We start from the raw sequence: 21,606 nt of genomic DNA, 5'->3' as shown, positions 1-21,606 counted from the left end.
ATATCGGCCGTTTAACGGGCATGCAGGCGTGTCACCTGCCGACGAGGATCGTATGGGCCACTCACCGAACCTGAATGCCGCGGCGATCGCACTGAACCGCTTCGGTCTCGGCGCGCGCGCCGACGATACGCCGCCAGCCGATCCGAAGGGATGGCTGCTCGCGCAGTTCGAGCAGTACCAGCCGCTGCCGGACGCGTGGGCGAAGCAGCCCGATTCGATCGCGTTGTCGAGGGAGCTATTGCAGCAGCGCATGCAGATCGCGCAGCAGGCGAAACAGAAGGTGGGCGAGGAGGACAACCCAAACCGGAACGCGAGCAACATCAAAACCAACATCGCCAGCAACGCGGCGGCGGCCAGCCAGACCGACGCGCAAGCTGCGATGCAATCCGAACGAAAGGCGTTTCGCGCCGAAATCCTCGACATGTACCGCTCGTCGGTCAATGCGCGCGTCGCGAGCGCACTGAGCACACAGACACCGTTCATCGAACGCCTCGTGCATTTCTGGGCGAATCACTTTGCGGTGTCGGCCGAAAAGCCCGGCGTCGCGGCGCTCGCCGGGTCGTTCGAAGCGGAGGCGATTCGCCCGCACGTGCTCGGCCGTTTCGAGGACATGCTGGTGGCCGTCGAGCGTCACCCGGCCATGCAACTGTTCCTCGATCAGACGCGCTCGGTCGGTCCCGACAGCATGGCCGCGCTGCGCGCCGCGCAGCGCAATCCGGACAACAGACGCGGACTGAACGAGAACCTCGCGCGCGAGATCATGGAGTTGCATACGCTCGGCGTGCGCAGCGGCTATAGCCAGGACGACGTGACCGAGTTTGCGCGTGCGCTGACCGGCTGGAGTCTGGCAGGCAATCCGGGGAACGGCGGCGCCAATGCAAACCGCCGCGCGCAGGAGCCAAGCGGCGAACCCGGCAGCTTCGTGTTTCGCCAGGCGCTGCACGAACCGGGCTCGCGCACGATCATGGGACGCCGCTACGACGAAGCCGGCGAACAGCAGGCGCTCGCAATCCTGCACGACCTCGCGCATGCGCCGGCCACCGCGCAGCATATCGGCGCGAAGCTCGCGCGCCATTTCGTCGCCGACAATCCGCCGGCTGGCGTCAGCGAAAGTCTGGCCGATGCGTTCACTCGCAGCGACGGCGATCTGCCGACCGTCTATCGCGCGTTGATCGATACGCCACAAGCGTGGTCACCGGGCGCGGTGAAGTTCAAGACGCCGTGGGAGTGGACCATTTCGTCGATGCGTGGACTCGGCTGGCACGACCTCGGCAATCTGCAGTGCGCGCCGATCCTGACGCAGCTAGGCCAGCCGGTGTGGCGGCCGGGATCGCCCGCCGGCTACGACGATATCGCCGCGAGCTGGGCTGCACCCGATGCGCTCCTACGCCGTGTCGAAGTCGCGCAACGTTTCGCCGCGCGCGTCGGTGACCGGCTCGATGCGCGCTCGCTCGGCCAGACCTTGCTGGCTGGCTCGCTCAGCGAGCCGACGGCGACGGCGGTGTCGCGCGCGGAAAGCGCTTCGACGGCGATCGCGCTGCTGCTCGTCTCGCCCGATTTTCAACGGAGGTGAACGCCATGCTGTCACGCCGCCAGTTTCTGAGCGTCGCCGCCGCTAGTGCCGGCGCACTGCTCGTGTCGCCGCGGATTGCGTTCGCGCATGTCGCGACCGACCGCCGCTTCGTGTTCGTGGTCCAGCGTGGCGCGGCCGATGGCCTGAACATCGTCGTGCCGTACGCGGACCCCGCGTATGCGAGTTTGCGCGGACCGCTCGCGATCGATGCGTCGAACGCGCCGCATCTGGATGGCACGTTCGCACTGCATCCGGCGCTCGCGCAGATCGCGAAGCTGTACGCGCAGCGCGAGGCGCTGTTCGTGCACGCGGTCGCTTCGCCGTATCGCGACCGCTCGCACTTCGACGGACAGAACGTGCTGGAGACCGGCGGCACATCGCCGTATCAGACCAAGGACGGCTGGCTCAACCGGCTCGCCGCGCAATTGCCCGCGACCCGCGAAACCGCGATCGCGTTCGCGCCGACCGTGCCGATGGCGCTGCGCGGTCCCGCTTCGGTGACGTCGTATGCGCCGTCGGGGTTGCCGCAGGCGCCCGACGATCTGCTCGCGCGCGTGTCGCAGCTGTACGAGCAGGACGCGCAGTTGCGTCCGCTGTGGGAATCGGCGATGGCGGCGCGCGGCCTCGCGGGCGATGCCGGCGCACGTCAGGACCCGGCGAGCCTCGGCAAGCTCGCGGCCAGTTTTCTGGCGCGCGACGACGGTCCGCGCATCGCGATGATCGAGACCGGCGGTTGGGACACGCACAGCGCGCAGAACGCGCGCCTCGCGAATCAGCTGAAGGCGCTCGACGCGATGCTCGCGGCGTTGCGCGACGGCATGGGACCAGCGTGGAGCAAGACCACGGTGCTGGTCGCGACGGAGTTCGGCAGGACCGCGGCCGCGAACGGCACGGGCGGCACCGATCACGGCACCGGGTCGGTCGCGATGGTGCTGGGCGGCTCGGTGCAGGGCGGACGCGTGATAGCGGATTGGCCGGGGCTCGCGCCGCATCAGTTGTATCAGTCGCGCGACCTGAGGCCGACCACGTCGCTCGATGCGTTGATCGCCGGCACCGCGAGTGAAAGTCTCGGGCTCGATCCGGAACGGACGGCGGCAGCGCTGTTTGGCCGGACCATCGCGGGCAGACCGGTGACGGGCGTCGTGCGGGCGTGACGCGTTGATCGCCGGCGCGGCAAGCGAAAGTATTCCGCTCGATCCGGAGCGCACCGCGGCCGCGCTATTCGGCCGGACGATCGCGGCGGTCCGCCGATCCAACGAGCAGTGCGAACTCATCGCGCGCAGGCGGACGCTTCGCATTGATTCGCCGCGACCTGATGCGTCGCGTGCACCGAGCGCTCGCCGACGCGATGATAGCGGCGGCCGTAGTAGATCAGCGCATCACCCGCGCCCCGCGTGCGCGTGGCCTTCACCGCGCAGAAGAACACCGTGTGCGTGCCGAGTGGGACACCGTGCAAACGGCGCTACCGGAGCTACTCAAACCACTGCCTGCTGCGTGCCGGGATGCCGAAGATGAAGACCGCAAGGACGATGGAATGAAGCAATGACCGAGCGGATGGACTTACCGGAACTGAAGGCAACTATCTCGGCCGCCGGCGGCAACGAACTCGTCAATGGGCACTGTCACGCCACGATGATCGGCGATGCCCGTACCCCCACCTCCGCACCGACAACCCCGCCATGTCCGAAACTTCCGCGATCGATCTGACCCAGGCGATCTCTGCGCGCGTAAAGACCGAACGCGAGGCGCGCAACTGGTCGCTCGCCGAACTGGCTGAGCGCTCGGGTGTGTCGAAGGCGACGATCAGCAAAGATCGAGCGTGGCGAGGCGAGTCCGACCGCGACGGTGCACGGGCGGCTGTCGGGCGCGTTCGGGCTCACGCTGTCGACATTGCTCGCACTCGCAGAGCAGACCGGCGAGCGGCTCGTGCGTCATGCGGACCAGTCGCTGTGGGAAGACCCCGAAACCGGCTATACGCGGCGGCGAATCTTACCGCCTACCGGCGGCGTGCTGGAGTTGCTCGAAATCGAATTGCCGATTGGGGTGAGGGCGCCTTATCCGTCGGATGCGTTCGTGTTTCAGCATCAGCAGATCTGGGTCACGCACGGGGTGCTGACGTTTCGCGAGGGCTCGCTGACGTACCGGCTCGAAGCGGGGGACTGCCTGCAACTCAGTGCGCCGGTCGAATGCGAGTTCTTCAATTCTGGCACTGAGGTGTGCAGATATGTGGTGGGCCTGGTGCGGCGGCGCTGAGCTGTGCCGGATGGTGCACAGCAGTCCAGATAGCAGGACGACGACCGGGGATTAGCGGGAGGCACCGCAAGCATCGCAGGTTCGCGGCGCTCCCGTTCGCGAGTCGAATGCCGACGCTCAGCTTCCACCACCTCCGCGGGACGGGAAATTCAGCGTGAGCTTATTGGTCACCGAGGTCACGCCCGGAACACCTTTCGCGATGTCGGCAGCCTGCTGGATCATGCCGGCCTCAGGTACCGAGCCGGTCAACGTCACCGCGCCGCTACGCGCCCGCACGAACACGTTCGACACGTTGAAGCCCTGAGCTCTCGAGAGCGCGCGCCGCACGTCGCGGCCGAGCTTGCGATCCGCCGCACGCGTCGATTGGGTGGTCGTGGCCGGCGCGGCTGCGGTGGCCGCAGGCGCCTGAGCGTCGCTTGCCTGCGCGTAGGCGCTGGATGCGGTTGCCACGCACAATGCAATTCCGAGCACCTTCAAAAAATTGACTGTTTTCACGGTTTCACCATCCTCGATAAGTTGATGTCGCTTCGTTGCATGTTAGAAACGTCGCGCTTTTGTCGAGCTGGTCTGGGCTCTGGGAAGTGCCTGTCTTGTAGAGGAGTGGTGGTTTCGGCGCTTCCGGCGCGGTTAAACGATACTCCTGGCGGGGCTGGCATGCCAAAAAAACCGTACCGCGAAGAGGTGCGACCAGCTATAAGCGCGGGCGGGCGGCGGCCAGTTTGTCCCAGAACGACGGGGGTAACGAAATCCTCGAGTCTCCTTTACCGGCATCTCCGCGGGAAAACTCGACGGACGGACCGAGATAGCGGGGCGGCGAATACGGATTCAGCGAGTATCGCAGGCCCGTTGACCAGAAAAGATCGGGGACAGGCGTGCTGAAAGTGCGCTGTGCAAGCAGCCTCCCGCTCTTTGCATCGAATAGTCGGCCGACATATTCAGGGCTCCCGCTGCGGCCCGGAGCCCATCGCAACAGGCAAAGCTCTGCTCTGTAGATGCCGTCGACAGGTGCCGAATGACGACACTCGCGTCCATGCGGAGTATGGTCAATGAGCCCAAAATAAAGCCCTGCGCTAAGACCAGCCAATAATGCAGCACGCTTAAAGATGCGCTTCATAGGTAGAGCACGATCGGCGGGAAAAGCGGAACGTAGCGACGGTCCGAGTAGATGATGAAATCGCCGCCGCGCTGATGTCTGATTGCCCACTGCCGAAAATCGCTGTTATGGATCGGGTAATAAACCTGTCCTTTGATAACTGGATCGCCAAGCGTCACTGGCGACTCCACGTAAGGAATATAACGGGACGTAGCCGCCACGCCAGCAAGCGGCATCACGATAACACCGTTACTGCTCCAGTGCCCCAAATACTGGGATCGCTCCCCGGGCTCATCGGTAAACGTGAAGTTGTCTTTTACGTACACCCATGCGCCCGTTACTTCGGCAGTCGTCCTTTGCGTGCCAAATGGGTCCCTTGACAGTCGAACATGACCTATAGCGGCATAGATTACGAACGATCCAAGCGCGGCGGTCAAATCGTCGGGGACTCCTGTTCGCGCAGCATGCGCCATTAGCTTTAGTTTGATTTTTTCCGCAAACGTACCGTCAACTTCGACGTGTTGAAATTGAAAAAACTGATGCAGATGTTGGGGATCATTTCGACAGATATCGTGCGTAGATAGCTCACTCCTGTGCCTGTAGAAACGGAGCTTCTTATGAAGCACTTGAAGTGCCGCTGGAGAGCGTATTGCGTCGTTGACTAGGAAGTCGTATTTCCGTTTAGCGCGAGCGAACTCCAGTACCCACTCCATCTTTATCGTGGTTGTATCGTACATGTCAGGCGGGTACGGCTTGCCTTCCTGATTGATTTCCTTGAGCTCGTCGCTGGGGACTGCGGAGTAGTTCAATCGGCCGGCAAACCATCGTTCCATTAACTTCGCTCCGATGGGCATCATTTCTTTGCGCAGAGCGTTCGGAATCTCCTGGATATCGAATGGCGGTACCGTCTTTTTCGGGGCGACGATCTTCGTCGCTTCGGATGGTTTTGGCGGCACAGGTGTGTTCAACCATGTTCTGAAGCGCGAAACCGAATCGGCTACCTTGAGAAGATCGGTGATCATTTTTACGGTTGGATCAGGTTTGCGAGACTTGGCTGGGCTAGGCACGGCATTCGGCTTCGCGACTGGCGAGGCCGGAAACGGCGGCGGTGGGTTGTCCGTCGAAAGCGAGACCTCATGCACGATCCGAGCACCGTCTTGTTTCTTCCAACGCCAAAACAGCTTGTCGATCCTGTAGTACGAGTATTTGTCGTCGAGGTTCATAATCGCTTACCGATCTGATGCACAAATGAGGGGAACCGGATCGCCTGAAACGTTCGAATTCGACTATTGGAGTCGAGCATGGCCGTGACGTTATGATCCGCGTCCCTATTGTTCGCGAGTTGGTCCGTGGCAAAACGCGGAGAATTCTGAAAGTGAGGCCGCACCGGCACGCCGCTGCCCCGATGCCAGTGCTGGATGGCCTGCTGATCAGACTATGGTTCCACATCCCGGAACATCTCGATCCACTCCCCCAGATCGCACCATCGGCACCAGGCGGCCGTTTCACGGCAAAGGATTTCGCCCACGGATACCCGTCGACGAACCGACGAACGCGCTCGTCGACCGTTCCAGCGCGCATCCCGCCATTTGCCTGTAAGCTTCCCTGACGGGTTCGCGCCAAGGCTGCGCGCCCCGCTGTGGTGCATCACGATTCGCAGACGGACTCGCACGTTATTGCCAATCAACAAAGGGATATCAGTCATGAAGAGCTTCGCCATTAAACGAATCATGCTTGGGGTTTCGGCCGTCGCACTGGTGGCCGGCACCATTCCGCTCGCGGTCGCACAGGGCTCGACGGATGCCGCGGCCCAGCAAGGCGCGACGACGACCACCCCGAAGCCAACGAAGGCCGAGCGCAAGGCCGAGCGCAAACAGGCTCGCGCGAAAAAGAACGCCGAGCTGAAGAAACTCGAAGACGCGGGCTACCAGCCGGCGCAAAACGATCCGAACTATCCGGACAAGCTGCAGGCGGCGCAGAAGAAGGCCGGCGTCGGTGCGCCGGCCAGCCAGTAACGGACAAGCGGACAAGCCCACGCCCGGCGCAGTATTCAGCGCTGATGAGACGCCGGGCGGCTTCGACTTCGGGTACGCTTTGCCGTCAGCAACGCGACCGGCAGGGCAGGTGATCATGGCCACGAAACACGAAGTCAGGCGCTACAAGGCGAATCTCTCCGACGAACTGCACAGCGCCGCCCTCTATGAGACGCTCGCGCGCGTCGAGAAAGACGAGACCCGCAAGCAGGTCTATCAGGATCTCGCACAATCCGAACACAGTCACGCGCAAGTGTGGGCCGACAAGCTCCGAGCCAACGGCATCGAACCGAAGGGCCGCGGCCATGCGGTCAAAACGCGTCTGATGAAGGGGCTCGTGCGCGTGTGCGGCGCGGACTTCGTGCTGCCCACTCTTGCCGCCGCCGAATACGCGGACCGCAACAAATATCGAGGCCAACGCGACGCAGGCCACATGTCGGCCGATGAACATCACCACGCGGCGGTCGTGCAGACGCTCGCCGGCACCAGCAATACCGACCTTTCGCCCGGCGCGCGCATTGCCGCGGCCGAGTCGTGGCACAAGGGCGCCGCGTCGGGCAACGATCTGCGCGCGGCCGTCCTCGGCGCGAACGACGGCCTCGTGTCGAATTTCTGCCTGATCATGGGCGTCGCCGGCGCGGGCACCGGCAACAAGGCGATCCTGTTGACCGGCCTCGCCGGGCTGATCGCCGGTGCCTGTTCGATGGCGCTCGGCGAATGGCTGTCGGTCACCAATGCGCGCGAACTCGCGAGCACGCAGATCGCCAAGGAAGCCGAGGAGATCGAGGAACAGCCCGAAGCGGAGGAGCACGAGCTCGCGCTGATCTACCGCGCGAAAGGGCTCGACGCGAACGAGGCGAAACGCGTCGCCTCGCAGATGATGCGCGACAAGGACAAAGCGCTCGACACCTTGACGCGCGAGGAGCTCGGTCTCGATCCGGCGGAACTGGGCGGCAATCCGTGGTCGGCGGCGGGCGTATCGTTCTGTCTGTTCTCGCTGGGCGCGATTTTTCCGGTGATGCCTTTTCTGTGGTCGCACGGCGTCAGCGCGATCGTGCAATGTGTCGTGCTGAGCATGCTGGCGCTCGCGTCGATCGGGGTGTTTACGTCGCTATTCAACGGCCGCAGCGCGGGGTTTTCGGCGCTGCGCCAGATCATCATCGGGCTGATCGCGGCGGGATTTACGTTCGGCGTCGGACGTTTGCTGGGCGTGTCGATTTCCTGAGCGGTTCACCCCGCATGCACCGTCTCGCGCACGCCGCCGTCCGGGAGCACCGTTTGCTCTGTCGCGACATCCTCCGCGCGCGGCCCAACCCGCGCCAATCCCTTCTCCCACAAGGCTTTCGCCGCCGCGTCGAGCGCTCGCGGCGCGGCCGGGTGTCGCATTTCCTCATGTGCTTGTCGGAATTAGTCGGCTAGCCGCACTTTTTTCTAGCAACTATGTAGGCACAGCGCGGGCGACGTCCGCAAGCGAGGAGAGCATTCGATGAATTCCCCCAAGGTCGTGGTCGAAGGGCTGTGCAAGGTGTTCGGCACCAACCCTAAACAGGCGCTCGCAATGCTGGCCAGCGGCGCCACCAAAGAGGAGGTGTTTGCCCGCACCGGTCAGATCGTCGGCGTGCACAACGCGTCGTTCGAGGTTCGCGAGGGCGAGATCTTCGTGCTGATGGGCCTGTCCGGCTCCGGCAAGTCGACGCTGATTCGCCTGATCAATCGGCTCGTCGAGCCCAGCGCCGGCAAGGTGCTGATCGACGGCCGCGATGTCGCGAGCGTGCCGCGCGCCGAGCTGACGGCGCTTCGCCGCAAGGACATGAGCATGGTGTTCCAGTCCTTCGCGCTGATGCCGCAGCGCACCGTGCTGTCCAACGCGGCGTTCGGCCTCGAGGTCGCGGGCGTCGGCCGCAAGGAGCGCGAGTCGCGGGCGCTGACGGTGCTCGAACAGGTCGGCCTCGCGCCGTTCGCGCAGAAGCTGCCCGCCGAGCTGTCGGGCGGCATGCAGCAGCGCGTCGGGCTCGCGCGGGCGCTCACGGTCAACCCGTCGCTGATGATCATGGACGAGGCGTTCTCCGCGCTCGATCCGCTCAAACGCAAGGAAATGCAGAACGTGCTGCTCGATCTGCAGCGCGAGCAGCAGCGCACGATCCTGTTCGTATCGCACGATCTGGAGGAGGCGATGCGCATCGGCACGCGCATCGCGATCATGGAAGGCGGGCGCGTCGTGCAGATCGGCACGCCGCAGGAAATCATCAAGAATCCGGCCGACGACTACGTGCGCGCGTTCTTCGAAGGCATCGACACGAGCCGCTATCTGACGGCCGGCGATCTGATGCAAACCGACGACGTGCCGCTGATGCACGCGCCGCAGATCGACGCGTCGAGCGTCGCCGCCACGCTGAACGGCAGCGCCGACTACGCGTTCGTGCTCGACAGCGAGCGCAGGATACGCGGGTTCGTGTGCCGCGACGAGACGGGCAGCGCGTCGCCCCGGCTCAACCAGATCGAATGCATCCATCGCAGCGCGCCGCTCAACGACGTGGTCGAGCGCGTGGTGGCGAGCCGTGCGCCGCTGCCGGTCGTCGAAGCGGACGGCTCCTACTGTGGCTCGGTCAACAAGACGAACGTGCTGAGCGTTCTCACGCATCATCGAGGTTCCCATGTCTGAAATCATTCCGCTTGGCGCCTGGGTCGATCACGGCGTTCACTACCTGCTCGATCATGATGCGAAGACCTTCGACACGATCGGCAAGGTCATCGAGAGTTTCGCCGCGGCGGTCGAGCACAGCCTGCAGGCCGTGCCGATGTGGGCGCTGATGGCGTTCTTCGTCGGCATCGGCTTGTGGCGCGTCGGCTGGCGCTTCGCGTTGTTCACGCTGGCGGCGCTGCTATTGATCTACGGCACCGGCTTCTGGGATCAGATGGTGATCACGCTCGGCCTCACGCTGTCGTCGACGGTGATCAGTCTCGTGCTCGGTGTGCCGCTCGGCATCTGGATGGCGAAGAGCCGCACCGTCGAAATGATCGTGCGCCCCGTGCTCGATCTGATGCAGACGATGCCCGCGTTCGTCTACCTGATTCCGGCCGCGATGCTGTTCGGCCTCGGCCGCGTGCCCGGCATCCTGTCGACGGTGATCTTCGCGATGCCGCCCGCGGTGCGTCTGACCGCGCTCGGCATCAAGCACGTGAATCACGAAATCGTCGAAGCGGGGCAGGCGTTCGGCTGCACGCCGTGGCAGTTGCTGTACAAGGTGCAGTTTCCGAACGCGCTGCCATCGATCATGACCGGCGTGAACCAGACCATCATGATGGCGCTGTCGATGGTGATCATCGCGTCGATGGTCGGCGCTGGCGGCCTCGGCAACGACGTGCTCGCGAGCATCCAGCGGCTCGATATCGGGCTCGGCTTCGAAAGCGGCATGTCGGTCGTGATGCTGGCGATCATTCTGGACCGCATCACCGAGAGCTTCGGCCGGGCGCCGGGCAAGGCACGCGCACCGTTGTTCGCCGGATTGCGCCAGGCGATGAAAGTGCGCCGCGAGCCGGCGGCGCAACACGGTTGATGGCCTGATCCGATACGTCCATGAAGCGCGACGCAATCGCCACCGCCGAAGAAGCCGATGCACGGCTGTCCGCCGTCGCGCACGTCGGCTTCCTGACGCTGCCGAACTTCTCGATGATCGCGTTCACCAGCGCGGTCGAGGTGCTGCGCATGGCGAACTACGTGGGCCGCGCGCAGCACTACCGGTGGTCGGTGGTCACACCGGATGGCGAGCCGGCGCGCGCGAGCAACGGCATCACGGTGAAGCCGACCACCACGCTCGCGGAGGCCGGCATGCCGGACCTGCTGTTCGTGTGCGCGGGCTGGCACGTGCGCGAGTATGTGAACGACGCGGTGATCGCCCTGCTGCGCGAGGCGGCCGCGCACCGCGTGCCGCTCGGCGGCATCTGCACGGGCCCGTATGCGCTGCTCGCGGCAGGGCTGCTCGACGGCTATCGCGCGACCGTGCATTGGGAGGACATGTCGCCGCTGCACCAGCGCTATCCGCACGTGCATTTCGACGACGAGCTGTTCGTGATCGACCGCGACCGGCTGACCTGTACCGGCGGCACCGCGCCGCTCGATCTGATGCTGCATCTGGTCGGCATGCGGCTCGGGCCCGCGGTGGCCGCGCAGGTGTCCGAGCAGTTCATCGTCGAGCGGATTCGCGGCTCCACCGATTACCAGCACATTCCGGTCGACGCGCGGGTCGGCCTGTCGCGCGCCGAACTGATCGAAGTGGTGCGGCTGATGGAAGCGAACATCGAGGAGCCGCTATCGCTCGATGAACTCGCGCGGCTCGTGAACCTGTCGCAGCGCCATTTGCAGCGGATGTTCAAGCTGTTCCTGAACGTATCGCCGACGCACTACTACCTGAGCCTGCGGCTGCGCCGCGCGCGCGAACTGCTGCGCAATACCGATGCATCGATCGCACGCGTGACCACGGTGTGCGGTTTTCATTCGCCATGTCATTTCAGCAAGGCGTATCGCGCACAGTTCGGGCATGCGCCGAGCGTCGAGCGGCGCATGCCGGAGTAGCGCACGCCGTGTCAAATCAGATCGCCTGCGCGCGGCCCGGAAACGTTTCGTCGTAGCACGAGCCGTCGTCGGCTTGTTCCGGCGTGCCGCGTTGCTCGCGATACATCATCGGCGGCACGCCGAACTGTTTGCGAAATTCCCGTCCCAGGTGCGACGCGTCCGAAAAGCCGCAGCTCGACGCGATATCCGCGACGGTCTTGTCCGAACTCGTCAGCAGCCACGCGGCGGTGCGCAGGCGCACCTGCTTCGCGTAGGCCTGCGGTGCCTTGCCGGTTTGCGCCTTGAAGAGCCGTTCCAATTGACGCGGCGACAGATCGAGCTTGCCCGCCAGTTCGTCGAGCGACAGCGCGCGGCCAACGTGCTGCTCCATCAGCAGGATCGCGCGCTTGACCTTCGGATGCGACGCCGGCGCGAGACCGGGCGGATGCGGCTGCGGTGCGTTGCCCTTTTGCAGGTCATCGACGAGCAGGATGCGCAGCGCCTTCTGCACCGTGGCGGTTTCGAAGTGACGCAGCAGGATCGCGGCGGCGACGTCGATCGACGCGCGCCCGCCCGAACACGTGATGCGCCGCCGGTCGATCACGAACAGCCGGTCGGCGACCAGCATCTGTTCGTCGACCGACGGAAAGCGCTCGATGAAATCCCAGTAGTGAAACCAGCTCACGCAGATCCGATGGCCGTCGAGCACGCCCGCGCGCATCAGCGAGAACACGCCCGTGCACATGCCGACCAGCGTCGCGTCGCGCGCGGCGGCGCGGCGGATGAACGCGAGCGTCGCCTCGCTCGCGGCCGGCCCCGAGTGCAGCAGTCCGCCGACCACCACCACATAGTCGAACTTTTCGGCGGTCTCGAAGGTTTCCCACGGCGTGATCTGGATGCCGCAACTCGCGCGCACCGGAGCAAGGGTTTCCCCGATCACGCTCCACGAACAGCGCACCGGCTTGCTGAAGTCGCCTTCATCGGCGGACAGGCGCAGCAGGTCGACGAAACCCGAGAACGCGGTCAGCGTGAAGTTCGGCAGCAGGATGATGCCGAAGCGGATGCGCTGCTTCGTGGCTGTGTCGAGTGAGGAAGGGGCAAGCGTTTCAGCGGAATTCATGCGCGCGGCGGGTCGGTGAAAAGAACTGCGAAAGAGGGAAGAACGTTGACCGAAAAGGGTATAGGCAAGCATAGCACCACGGACCTTCAGCATTGCCTGCCGCAATCGGGCCGCCTGTCGCGAATGCGTCGCAAGTCATCGCAAATCCGCCGTGAGGCCCGCCTGGCGGGTCATTTGACGACGCCATCCCATTGCGATGCCGTTTTTATTCTATCGATCGGAGCCGCCGTGCGGTGCAATAGACGCACTTTCCATCCGGGCGTATCAGTCGAGTCGAAGCGCTTCCGGCCATCGCAACTCGCAAGACTCAACGCACAAGGCACGCCATGAACGTCAGCGTCTTCGATCTGTTCAAGATCGGCATCGGTCCATCGAGCTCACACACGGTTGGGCCGATGATCGCCGCATGCCGCTTCGCATCGCATGTCGAGGACGCGAATCTGCTCGGCTTCGTGCGGCGCGTCAGAGCCGAGCTGTTCGGCTCGCTCGGCGCGACCGGCAAGGGCCACGGCACCGATAAGGCGGTGCTGCTCGGCCTCGAAGGCAATCTGCCCGACCAGATCGATCCCGACCTGATCGAGCCGAGACTGCGGGCGATCCGCGAGACCAGGCAGCTCGTGCTGCTCGGCAAGCATCCAGTCGCGTTCGACGAGCGCGAACATGTCGGCTTTTACCGCAAGCTGATGCCGGGCGCACCGGGCTCGGGCGTCGTGCATCCGAACGGCATGCGCTTTCAGGCCTTCGACGAGAACGGCCAGTTGCTGGTCGAGAAAGAGTATTTCTCGATCGGCGGCGGCTTCGTCGTCAATCGCGACGGCGATCGCGTGAATGGCCGGCGCGCCAGCGCGGAGGTGCCGTATCCGTTCCGCACCGGCGACGATCTGATGCGCGTGTGCCGCGAAAGCGGCCTGTCGATCGCCGAAGTGACGTTGCGCAACGAATGTGCGAGCCGGCCCGAACACGAAGTGCGCGAGGGTCTGCTGGCGATCTGGCGCACGATGGCCGCGTGTGTCGAGCGCGGCTGCAAGGTGCGCGGCGAACTGCCCGGCCCGATGCACGTGAAGCGCCGCGCGGCCGAGCTGTGCGAGCGCTTGCGCGCACGCTCGGAGGAATCGCTGCGCGACCCGCTGTCGATGCTCGACTGGGTCAACCTGTACGCGATGGCCGTCAACGAGGAAAACGCCGCCGGCGGCCGGGTCGTCACCGCGCCGACCAACGGCGCGGCCGGCGTGATTCCGGCGGTGCTGCACTACTACGTGAAGTTCATGCATGCGGCGAACGACGCCGGCATCGTCGACTTCCTGCTGACCGCCGCGGCAATCGGCATCATCTACAAGGAAACCGCGTCGATCTCCGGCGCCGAAGTGGGCTGCCAGGGCGAAGTGGGGGTGGCCTGCTCGATGGCCGCCGCGGCGCTCGCGGCCGTGATGGGCGGCACGCCCGCGCAGGTCGAGAACGCCGCGGAAATCGGCATGGAACACAACCTCGGCATGACCTGCGACCCGGTCGGCGGGCTCGTGCAGATTCCGTGCATCGAGCGCAACGCGATGGGCGCGATCAAGGCGATCAACGCCGCGCGCATCGCGATGAAGGGCGACGGCAAGCACGTGGTATCGCTCGACAGCGTGATCCGCACGATGCGCGAAACCGGCGCCGACATGAAGACGAAATACAAGGAGACGTCGCGCGGCGGGCTAGCCGTGAACGTCATCGAGTGTTGAACCCGCTACACCGTATCTGCAAAACCGCAAAGGACCCACGATGAGCCGCTATTCGATATTCAGCCTGCTGCGCAACGGGATGTCGTATCACGAGAACTGGGAGCGGCAATGGCGCAGCCCCGAGCCCAAACGTGAGTACGACGTCGTGATCGTCGGCGGCGGCGGGCATGGTCTCGCGACCGCGTACTACCTCGCGAAGGAACACGGCGTGCGCAACGTCGCGGTGCTCGAGAAGGGCTGGATCGGCGGCGGCAATACCGCGCGCAATACGACGATCGTGCGCTCGAACTATCTGTGGGACGAATCCGCCGGGCTCTACGAGAAGGCGATGAAGCTGTGGGAAGGGCTCTCGCAGGATCTTAACTACAACGTGATGTTCAGCCAGCGCGGCGTGATGAATCTCGCGCATACGCTGCAGGACGTGCGCGACACCGAACGCCGCGTCAACGCGAACCGGCTGAACGGCGTCGACGCCGAATTTCTGACGCCCGCGCAGATCAAGGAACTCGAGCCGACCATCAATCTGAATAGCCGCTACCCGGTGCTCGGCGCGTCGATTCAACGGCGCGGCGGCGTGGCCCGGCACGATGCGGTGGCCTGGGGCTTCGCGCGCGGCGCGGATCAGGCCGGCGTCGATATCGTGCAGAACTGCCAGGTGGTCGGGATTCGCCGCAACGGCAGCCAGGTGACGGGTGTCGATACGACGAAGGGCTTCATCAAGGCGAAGAAGGTCGCGGTGGTCACGGCCGGCAACACGTCGACGCTCGCCGACATGGCCGGCGTGCGCCTGCCGCTCGAAAGCCATCCATTGCAGGCGCTGGTGTCGGAGCCGATCAAGCCGGTCGTCAACACGGTCGTGATGTCGAATGCGGTGCACGCGTACATCAGCCAGTCGGACAAGGGCGATCTGGTGATCGGCGCGGGCGTCGATCAGTACACCGGGTTTGGGCAGCGCGGCAGCTTTCACATCATCGAGGGCACGCTCGAGGCGATCGTCGAAATGTTCCCGGTGTTTTCCCGCGTGCGGATGAACCGGCAGTGGGGCGGCATCGTCGACGTGTCGCCGGACGCGTGCCCGATCATCAGCAAGACCGATGTGAAGGGGCTGTATTTCAACTGCGGCTGGGGCACGGGCGGCTTCAAGGCGACGCCCGGCTCGGGATGGGTCTTCGCGCACACGATCGCGAAGGACGAGCCGCATCCGTTGAACGCGCCGTTTTCGCTGGACCGGTTCTATACCGGTCATCTGATCGATGAGCACGGCGCTGCCGCCGTGGCCCACTAGTCGACGAGGAGACACAGATGTTGCTGATCGAATGCCCGTGGTGCGGTCCCCGCGCCGAAACCGAATTCTCCTGCGGCGGCGAGGCGGACATCGCCCGCCCGCTCGACACCGAATCGCTGACCGACGAGGAATGGGGCGACTACCTGTTCATGCGCAAGAACCCGCGCGGCGTGCATCGCGAGCAATGGTTCCACACCCAGGGCTGCCGCCGCTGGTTCAAGGCGCAGCGCGACACCGTCAGCTATGCGTTCCAGGGCTATCAGACGTTCGAGCGTCCGTTGCTGGCGCTCGACAGTAGCGATCCACAGGCAGCCAACGCACAGGCAAAGTCACAAGAGGGCAAAGCATCATGAGCCAGAAAGACCGACTCCCGACCGGCGGCCGCATCAATCGTGCGATCGCGCTGAGCTTCACGTTCAACGGCGTCGAATACCAGGGCTATCAGGGCGATACGCTTGCGTCCGCACTGCTCGCCAACGGCATGCATTTCGTCGCGCGCAGCTGGAAATATCATCGGCCGCGCGGCATCGTGACCGCGGGCGTCGAGGAGCCGAACGCGGTCGTGCAACTGGAGACCGGCGCCTACACGGTGCCGAACGCGCGGGCCACCGAGGTCGAGCTGTACCAGGGGCTCGTCGCGAGCAGCGTGAACGCGAAGCCCAGCATCGAGAAGGACCGCATGGCGATCAATCAGAAGATTGCGCGCTTCATTCCAGCGGGCTTCTACTACAAGACCTTCATGTGGCCGCGCAAACTCTGGCCGAAGTACGAGGAGGCGATTCGAGACGCGGCCGGCCTCGGCACCGCACCGAAACAGCGCGACGCGGACCGCTACGACAAATGCTTCGCGCATTGCGACGTGCTGGTGGTCGGCGGCGGCCCGACCGGGCTCGCGGCCGCGCACGCGGCGGCGTTGTCGGGCGCGCGCGTGACGCTGGTCGACGATCAGCCCGAACTCGGCGGCTCGCTGCTGTCGTGTGCCGCGGAGATCGACGGCAAGCCGGCGCTGCAATGGGTTCAGAAGATCGAAGACGAATTGCGGCAGATGCCCGACGTGAAGATCCTGAGCCGCAGCACCGCATTCGGCTACCAGGATCACAATCTCGTCACGGTCACGCAGCGACTGACCGATCATCTGCCTGTGTCCCAACGCAAGGGCACGCGCGAACTGCTGTGGAAGATCCGCGCGAAACGCGTGATTCTGGCGACCGGCGCGCATGAACGGCCGATCGTGTTCGGCAACAACGATCTGCCTGGCGTGATGCTCGCTTCGGCGGTGTCGACCTATCTGCATCGCTATGCGGTGCTGCCGGGTCGCAACGCGGTCGTGTTCACCAATAACGACGACGGCTATCAATGCGCGCTCGATCTGAAAGCGGCCGGCGCGCAGGTGAGCATCATCGATCCGCGCGCGGGTGACTCGAAGGGCACGCTGCCCGCGCTCGCGCGCCGCCACGGCATCAAGGTGCTGAACGGTACGGTCGTCACGGCGGCCCATGGCAAGCTGCGCGTCGCGTCGGTGTCGATCGCGTCGTATGCGAAAGGGCAGATCACCGCTCAGCAGGGCCAACTGCCGTGCGACCTGCTCGCGATGTCGGGCGGCTGGAGCCCGGTGCTGCATCTATTCGCACAGTCGGGCGGCAAGGCCCACTGGCATGACGACAAGGCCTGCTTCGTGCCGGGCAAGGCGGTCCAGCCGGAAACCAGCATTGGCGCCTGCGCCGGCGACTTCACGCTCGGCCAGGGCATCCGCTTCGCGGTCGATGCCGGCGTCGAAGCGGCGCGCGCGGCCGGGCACATCGTCGCGCGGCCCAAGCCGGTGCAGGTTGCCGAACTGAGCGAAACGAAGCTGGAGCCGCTGTGGCTCGTCGGCGGACGCGAACTGGCCACACGCGGGCCCAAGCAGTTCGTCGATTTCCAGAACGACGTCTCGGCCGCCGATATCTTCCTCGCCGCGCGCGAAGGCTTCGAATCGGTCGAACACGTGAAGCGCTACACCGCGATGGGCTTCGGCACCGACCAGGGCAAGCTCGGCAACATCAACGGCATGGCGATTCTCGCGCAGGCGCTCGGCAAGACCATCCCCGAGACCGGCACGACGACGTTCCGGCCGAACTACACGCCGGTCACGTTCGGCACGTTCGCCGGCCGCGAGCTGGGCGAATTGCTCGACCCGGTGCGCAAGACCGCGATCCATGAATGGCACGTCGAACATGGCGCGGCGTTCGAGGACGTCGGCAACTGGAAGCGTCCGTGGTTCTACCCGAAGAAGGGCGAAGACATGCACGCGGCGGTTGCGCGGGAATCGCTCGCGGTGCGCACCAGCGTCGGCATTCTCGATGCGTCGACGCTCGGCAAGATCGACATTCAGGGCCCGGACTCCGCGAAGCTGCTGAACTGGGTGTACACGAACCCGTGGACCAAGCTCGAAGTCGGCAAGTGCCGCTACGGCCTGATGCTCGACGAAAACGGCATGATCTTCGACGACGGCGTGACCGTGCGCCTCGCCGAGCAGCACTACATGATGACGACCACCACCGGCGGCGCGGCGCGCGTGCTCACGTGGCTCGAACGCTGGCTGCAAACCGAATGGCCCGACCTGCGCGTGCGGCTCGCGTCGGTCACCGATCACTGGGCGACGTTCGCGGTGGTCGGACCGCAGAGCCGCAAGGTGCTGCAAAAAGTCTGCGACGACATCGACTTCGCGAACGCGGCGTTCCCGTTCATGACGTATCGCGAAGGCACCGTTGCGGGTGCGGCGGCGCGCGTGATGCGCATCAGCTTCTCCGGCGAACTCGCTTATGAAGTCAACGTGCCGGCCAACGTCGGACGCGCGGTGTGGGAAGCGTTGATGGCCGCGGGCGCGGAGTTCGACATCACGCCGTACGGCACCGAAACGATGCACGTGCTGCGCGCGGAGAAGGGCTACATCATCGTCGGCCAGGATACCGACGGTTCGATGACGCCGCACGACCTCGGCATGGGCGGGCTCGTCGCGAAGTCGAAGGACTTTCTCGGCAAGCGCTCGCTCTCCCGCTCGGACACCGCGAAGGCGGGGCGCAAGCAACTGGTCGGGCTGTTATCGGAAGATGCATCGTTCGTGATACCCGAAGGCTCGCAGATCGTCGCCGGGCCGTTCCAGGGCGAAACCGCGCCGATGCTCGGGCACGTCACGTCGAGCTATTACAGCCCGATTTTGCAGCGCTCGATCGCGATGGCGGTCGTCAAGGGTGGTCTCGACAAGATCGGCACCACCGTCACGATTCCGCTTTCGAGCGGCAAACAGATCGCGGCGAAAATCGCGAGTCCGGTGTTCTACGACAGCGAAGGAGCACGTCAACATGTGGAATGAAACAGGCGGAACGGTATCGGTCGTGGATCGTGCGGTCGGTCGGCAAAACGGCGTGTGGCAGGAGTCGCCGCTGGCCGGTGTGGGTGGCCTGCTGAAACAGCATCAGGCCAACGCGACTGCCGCGTTCCGGCTCGGCGAGCGGCCGTTTCTCGAACTGGTGAACGTGCGCGGCGATACGCGCGACGCGGCGTTCATTCGCGCGGTGGAACAGGTGATTGGCTGCAAGCCGCCGGAGCAGGCAAACACCGTCGCGCGCGGCAATGGCTACGACATGATGTGGCTCGGTCCGGACGAATGGCTCGTCCGTTCGGCGGCCGCGCATGATGCGACGCGCACGGCGCCGTTGCTGGCGTTGCTCGGCGCGGCGTTCGCAGGCGTGTTCGCCTCGGCGGTCGATGTCGGCAGCGGCTATACGGTGCTCGAAATAAAAGGCACCCGGACGCGCGATGTGCTCGCGCGCGGCTGCCCGCTCGATTTGCATCCGAAACTATTCGGCGTGGGGCAGTGCGCGCAGAGCCATTATTTCAAGGCGTCGATCACGTTGCTGCCCACCAGCGCCGACAGTTTCGACATCGTCGTGCGCCGCAGCTTCGCGGATTACTTCGTCAGGATCATGCTCGACGCCGCCGAGCCGTTGATGTCCTGAGTGGTTGATACACGGCGGGCGGTGCATGTTCTGGCACCGCCCGCCGCATTCTTCGCTTCTTCCTCATCTTTCGCCATGACGTCGACACGTGTCGCCACCGCGCGCCTTACGGCGCTTGCGTGCGATGAGCGCGATGCCGGCGCCGCGCTCGCGCTGCTCGACCAAAGTATCGCGCTGCGTCATCGGCGCATTGCGCTGATCCGCTATCTGCTCGCGCGGGAGCTAGGCGCGCCGCTCGAAGCGCGGCATCACGCGTACGTCGAAAAAGTCGCGGCCCGTCTGAGCGCAGAGGCGCTTGCGCGGATCGCCAGCGCCGCGCATGCGCGGCTGCGCACGTAGCGCCGAAACCTGGCGGCATGGCGGACGCGTCACGACGCCTCTGTTCCATCCCGACGACGCATTTCTTCTATGTGGCCGATTTATGTCGGCATCTACTGAGGACACAGTTTGCCCCATCCACGCGGAAGTCACCGCGTCAACCGCCGTATCCACGAGGGGATCACATGTCCACTGCTTTCCCGCTTCGCGCCACCGCAGCCGCCCGGCTCGAACGCTTGCCGTTCTCCCGCTATCACCGAACCCTCTTCATCATCGTCGCGATCGCGTTCTTCTTCGATTCGGTCGACCTCGCCACGATGACCTTTGTGCTCGGTTCGATCAAGAACGAGTTCCATCTGTCGACCGCGACGACGGGGCTCGTCGCCAGTGCGAGTTTCTTCGGCATGGTGCTCGGCGCGGCCGTGGCGGGTCTGCTGGCGGATCGCTTCGGACGCCGGCCCGTGTTTCAATGGAGCATGGTGCTGTGGGGGCTGGCGTCGTATCTGTGTTCGACCGCGCAGAGCGTCGATGTGCTGATCCTGTATCGCGTGCTGCTCGGCGTCGGCATGGGGATGGAGTTTCCGATCGCGCAGACCTTGCTGTCGGAGTTCGTGCCCGCCGCATCGCGCGGCCGCCTGATTGCGCTGATGGATGGTTTCTGGCCGCTCGGCTTCATCACGTCGGGCGTGGTGTCGTATTTCGTGCTGCCGAACTTCGGCTGGCGCAGCGAGTTCGCGCTGCTCGCGATTCCGGCGGTGTTCGTGCTGATCGTCCGCCGTGTGGTGCCCGAGTCGCCGCGTTGGCTCGAACATCGTGGCCGTCATGAGGAAGCCGATCGTATTCTCGCCGGCATCGAGGCCAAGGTGATGCGCTCGGCGAACGTGAGCCAGTTGCCAGCACCGGTGATGCTGGCGGAACCCGCGGCGGCGAAGGGCACTGGCGCGTTACGCGAAATCTGGAGCCTGGCGTACCGGCGTCGCACGATCATGGTCTGGACGCTGTGGTTCTTCGCATTGCTCGGCTTTTATGGGCTGACGTCGTGGCTCGGCGCGTTGATGCAGCAGGCTGGCTTCGCGGTGACGAAGTCCGTGCTGTACACGGTGCTGATTTCCCTGGGCGGCGTGCCCGGCTTCATCTGCGCGGCGTGGCTCGTCGAGCGCTGGGGCCGCAAGCCGACCTGTATCGCGTCGCTCGCGGGCAGCGCGGTGATGGCCTACGTCTACGGGCAAACGGCGCTGCATGTGCAGACGCCGGGGCTGCTGATCTGTGCCGGACTCGCGATGCAGTTCTTCATGTTCTCGATGTGGGCGGTGCTGTACACGTACACCCCCGAGCTTTACGGCACCGGCGCGCGGGCGACCGGATCGGGCTTCGCGTCCGCGGTCGGCCGGGTCGGCTCGCTCATCGGTCCTTATGTCGTGGGCGTCGTGCTGCCGGTCTTCGGACAGGGCGGTGTGTTCTCGCTGGGCGCGATGTGCTTCGTGGTCGCCGCGGCGGCGGTGTGGATACTCGGGATCGAAACGCGTGGCATGGCGCTGGAAACACTCATGTCCGAAGCGGTCGAAGCCGATGCGCGCAGCGCGTTGACCCCTGTGCGGGAATGAAAGTCACGGGACGGAGCGCGCCGCACGCGACCGTACCCCGTCCCGTCGTACTCAAT

Annotated in this window: 19 protein-coding genes and 1 pseudogene; 16 read left to right on the top strand and 4 right to left on the bottom strand. The window is 64.9% G+C overall.

Annotated elements, in window-relative coordinates:
- The first annotated feature begins 52 nt into the window (after nt 1-52).
- Entirely contained in the window at nt 53-1,573 is a 1,521-nt protein-coding gene (locus GCT19_RS19305; protein ID WP_152852814.1) for a DUF1800 domain-containing protein, read from the top strand.
- 5 nt (nt 1,574-1,578) lie between these two features.
- Nucleotides 1,579-2,727, top strand: coding sequence for a DUF1501 domain-containing protein (locus GCT19_RS19300; RefSeq protein ID WP_152852813.1), 1,149 nt, complete (start codon nt 1,579-1,581; stop codon nt 2,725-2,727).
- Nucleotides 2,728-2,843: 116 nt separating this feature from the next.
- Here GCT19_RS19300 and GCT19_RS19295 read toward each other — a convergent pair whose 3' ends face one another.
- Nucleotides 2,844-3,029, bottom strand: a complete 186-nt coding sequence (locus GCT19_RS19295; RefSeq protein ID WP_018437989.1) for a flavin reductase family protein — start codon at nt 3,027-3,029, stop codon at nt 2,844-2,846.
- Nucleotides 3,030-3,115: 86 nt separating this feature from the next.
- Here GCT19_RS19295 and GCT19_RS42825 point away from each other — a divergent pair, with 86 nt between their 5' ends.
- Nucleotides 3,116-3,280, top strand: a complete 165-nt coding sequence (locus GCT19_RS42825) for a hypothetical protein (RefSeq protein WP_176136064.1) — start codon at nt 3,116-3,118, stop codon at nt 3,278-3,280.
- A pseudogene (locus GCT19_RS19290) lies at nt 3,253-3,826 on the top strand (helix-turn-helix domain-containing protein). Before GCT19_RS42825 ends, GCT19_RS19290 begins: the two are co-directional and overlap by 28 nt.
- Before the next feature lie 117 nt (nt 3,827-3,943).
- On the opposite strand, the gene GCT19_RS19285 reads toward GCT19_RS19290, so the two are convergent.
- Nucleotides 3,944-4,321: a BON domain-containing protein gene (locus tag GCT19_RS19285; protein WP_184128050.1), complete on the bottom strand. Its 378-nt coding sequence runs from the start codon at nt 4,319-4,321 to the stop codon at nt 3,944-3,946.
- A 615-nt stretch (nt 4,322-4,936) separates the two neighbouring features.
- A complete protein-coding gene (locus GCT19_RS19280; protein WP_152852812.1) occupies nt 4,937-6,142 on the bottom strand; it encodes a DUF6402 family protein in 1,206 nt (401 codons plus the stop codon).
- Nucleotides 6,143-6,622: 480 nt separating this feature from the next.
- On the opposite strand from GCT19_RS19280, the gene GCT19_RS19275 reads away from it, so the two are divergent.
- The 5 genes from GCT19_RS19275 (at nt 6,623) to GCT19_RS19255 (ending at nt 11,525) form a co-directional block, all read left to right on the top strand.
- Nucleotides 6,623-6,934: a hypothetical protein gene (locus GCT19_RS19275; protein ID WP_026229180.1), complete on the top strand. Its 312-nt coding sequence runs from the start codon at nt 6,623-6,625 to the stop codon at nt 6,932-6,934.
- A gap of 115 nt (nt 6,935-7,049) precedes the next feature.
- A complete protein-coding gene (locus tag GCT19_RS19270) occupies nt 7,050-8,177 on the top strand; it encodes a VIT1/CCC1 transporter family protein (RefSeq protein WP_018437994.1) in 1,128 nt (375 codons plus the stop codon).
- 261 nt (nt 8,178-8,438) lie between these two features.
- Nucleotides 8,439-9,614 carry a quaternary amine ABC transporter ATP-binding protein gene (locus tag GCT19_RS19265; RefSeq protein WP_152852811.1) on the top strand — a complete coding sequence of 392 codons (1,176 nt, stop codon included), beginning with the start codon at nt 8,439-8,441 and terminating at the stop codon, nt 9,612-9,614.
- Entirely contained in the window at nt 9,607-10,509 is a 903-nt protein-coding gene (gene choW / locus GCT19_RS19260; protein WP_018437997.1) for a choline ABC transporter permease subunit, read from the top strand. Before GCT19_RS19265 ends, choW begins: the two co-directional genes overlap by 8 nt.
- Before the next feature lie 20 nt (nt 10,510-10,529).
- Entirely contained in the window at nt 10,530-11,525 is a 996-nt protein-coding gene (locus tag GCT19_RS19255; RefSeq protein ID WP_152852810.1) for a GlxA family transcriptional regulator, read from the top strand.
- A 16-nt stretch (nt 11,526-11,541) separates the two neighbouring features.
- Here the strand turns inward: GCT19_RS19255 and GCT19_RS19250 are convergent, their stop codons facing one another.
- Complete coding sequence (locus GCT19_RS19250) at nt 11,542-12,624, bottom strand: GlxA family transcriptional regulator (RefSeq protein ID WP_152852809.1); 1,083 nt, start codon at nt 12,622-12,624, stop codon at nt 11,542-11,544.
- Nucleotides 12,625-12,950: 326 nt separating this feature from the next.
- Here GCT19_RS19250 and GCT19_RS19245 point away from each other — a divergent pair, with 326 nt between their 5' ends.
- From GCT19_RS19245 to GCT19_RS19215, 7 genes are all read left to right on the top strand, one after another.
- Nucleotides 12,951-14,345 (top strand): L-serine ammonia-lyase, encoded by a 1,395-nt coding sequence (locus GCT19_RS19245; RefSeq protein WP_018438000.1) that lies wholly within the window; start codon nt 12,951-12,953, stop codon nt 14,343-14,345.
- A 40-nt stretch (nt 14,346-14,385) separates the two neighbouring features.
- Nucleotides 14,386-15,630: a sarcosine oxidase subunit beta family protein gene (locus GCT19_RS19240; protein ID WP_013091654.1), complete on the top strand. Its 1,245-nt coding sequence runs from the start codon at nt 14,386-14,388 to the stop codon at nt 15,628-15,630.
- Between the two features lie 17 nt (nt 15,631-15,647).
- Nucleotides 15,648-15,983, top strand: coding sequence for a sarcosine oxidase subunit delta (locus tag GCT19_RS19235; RefSeq protein ID WP_152852808.1), 336 nt, complete (start codon nt 15,648-15,650; stop codon nt 15,981-15,983).
- Nucleotides 15,980-18,982 (top strand): sarcosine oxidase subunit alpha family protein, encoded by a 3,003-nt coding sequence (locus GCT19_RS19230; RefSeq protein WP_152852807.1) that lies wholly within the window; start codon nt 15,980-15,982, stop codon nt 18,980-18,982. The genes GCT19_RS19235 and GCT19_RS19230 overlap by 4 nt, the downstream gene beginning before the upstream one ends.
- Nucleotides 18,972-19,628 (top strand): sarcosine oxidase subunit gamma, encoded by a 657-nt coding sequence (locus GCT19_RS19225; RefSeq protein ID WP_152852806.1) that lies wholly within the window; start codon nt 18,972-18,974, stop codon nt 19,626-19,628. Before GCT19_RS19230 ends, GCT19_RS19225 begins: the two co-directional genes overlap by 11 nt.
- 75 nt (nt 19,629-19,703) lie before the next feature.
- Nucleotides 19,704-19,967: a hypothetical protein gene (locus GCT19_RS19220; RefSeq protein ID WP_152852805.1), complete on the top strand. Its 264-nt coding sequence runs from the start codon at nt 19,704-19,706 to the stop codon at nt 19,965-19,967.
- Between the two features lie 164 nt (nt 19,968-20,131).
- Entirely contained in the window at nt 20,132-21,550 is a 1,419-nt protein-coding gene (locus GCT19_RS19215; RefSeq protein WP_152852804.1) for an MFS transporter, read from the top strand.
- Nucleotides 21,551-21,606: the final 56 nt, after the last annotated feature.

The sequence above is a fragment of the Paraburkholderia atlantica genome, assembly GCF_009362785.1.
In the GTDB taxonomy this organism is placed as follows: Bacteria; Pseudomonadota; Gammaproteobacteria; order Burkholderiales; family Burkholderiaceae; genus Paraburkholderia; species Paraburkholderia atlantica.
Note: the sequence above shows the minus strand (reverse complement) of the source record. Positions and strands in the feature narration are given on the sequence as shown.

Coding starts and splice junctions, on each gene's coding strand:
- GCT19_RS19305 (WP_152852814.1), top strand. CDS start 53: ATGGGCCACTCACCGAACCTGAATGCCGCGGCGATCGCACTGAACCGC.
- GCT19_RS19300 (WP_152852813.1), top strand. CDS start 1,579: ATGCTGTCACGCCGCCAGTTTCTGAGCGTCGCCGCCGCTAGTGCCGGC.
- GCT19_RS42825 (WP_176136064.1), top strand. CDS start 3,116: ATGACCGAGCGGATGGACTTACCGGAACTGAAGGCAACTATCTCGGCC.
- GCT19_RS19280 (WP_152852812.1), bottom strand. CDS start 6,142: ATGAACCTCGACGACAAATACTCGTACTACAGGATCGACAAGCTGTTT.
- GCT19_RS19275 (WP_026229180.1), top strand. CDS start 6,623: ATGAAGAGCTTCGCCATTAAACGAATCATGCTTGGGGTTTCGGCCGTC.
- GCT19_RS19270 (WP_018437994.1), top strand. CDS start 7,050: ATGGCCACGAAACACGAAGTCAGGCGCTACAAGGCGAATCTCTCCGAC.
- GCT19_RS19265 (WP_152852811.1), top strand. CDS start 8,439: ATGAATTCCCCCAAGGTCGTGGTCGAAGGGCTGTGCAAGGTGTTCGGC.
- choW (WP_018437997.1), top strand. CDS start 9,607: ATGTCTGAAATCATTCCGCTTGGCGCCTGGGTCGATCACGGCGTTCAC.
- GCT19_RS19255 (WP_152852810.1), top strand. CDS start 10,530: ATGAAGCGCGACGCAATCGCCACCGCCGAAGAAGCCGATGCACGGCTG.
- GCT19_RS19250 (WP_152852809.1), bottom strand. CDS start 12,624: ATGAATTCCGCTGAAACGCTTGCCCCTTCCTCACTCGACACAGCCACG.
- GCT19_RS19245 (WP_018438000.1), top strand. CDS start 12,951: ATGAACGTCAGCGTCTTCGATCTGTTCAAGATCGGCATCGGTCCATCG.
- GCT19_RS19240 (WP_013091654.1), top strand. CDS start 14,386: ATGAGCCGCTATTCGATATTCAGCCTGCTGCGCAACGGGATGTCGTAT.
- GCT19_RS19235 (WP_152852808.1), top strand. CDS start 15,648: ATGTTGCTGATCGAATGCCCGTGGTGCGGTCCCCGCGCCGAAACCGAA.
- GCT19_RS19230 (WP_152852807.1), top strand. CDS start 15,980: ATGAGCCAGAAAGACCGACTCCCGACCGGCGGCCGCATCAATCGTGCG.
- GCT19_RS19225 (WP_152852806.1), top strand. CDS start 18,972: ATGTGGAATGAAACAGGCGGAACGGTATCGGTCGTGGATCGTGCGGTC.
- GCT19_RS19220 (WP_152852805.1), top strand. CDS start 19,704: ATGACGTCGACACGTGTCGCCACCGCGCGCCTTACGGCGCTTGCGTGC.
- GCT19_RS19215 (WP_152852804.1), top strand. CDS start 20,132: ATGTCCACTGCTTTCCCGCTTCGCGCCACCGCAGCCGCCCGGCTCGAA.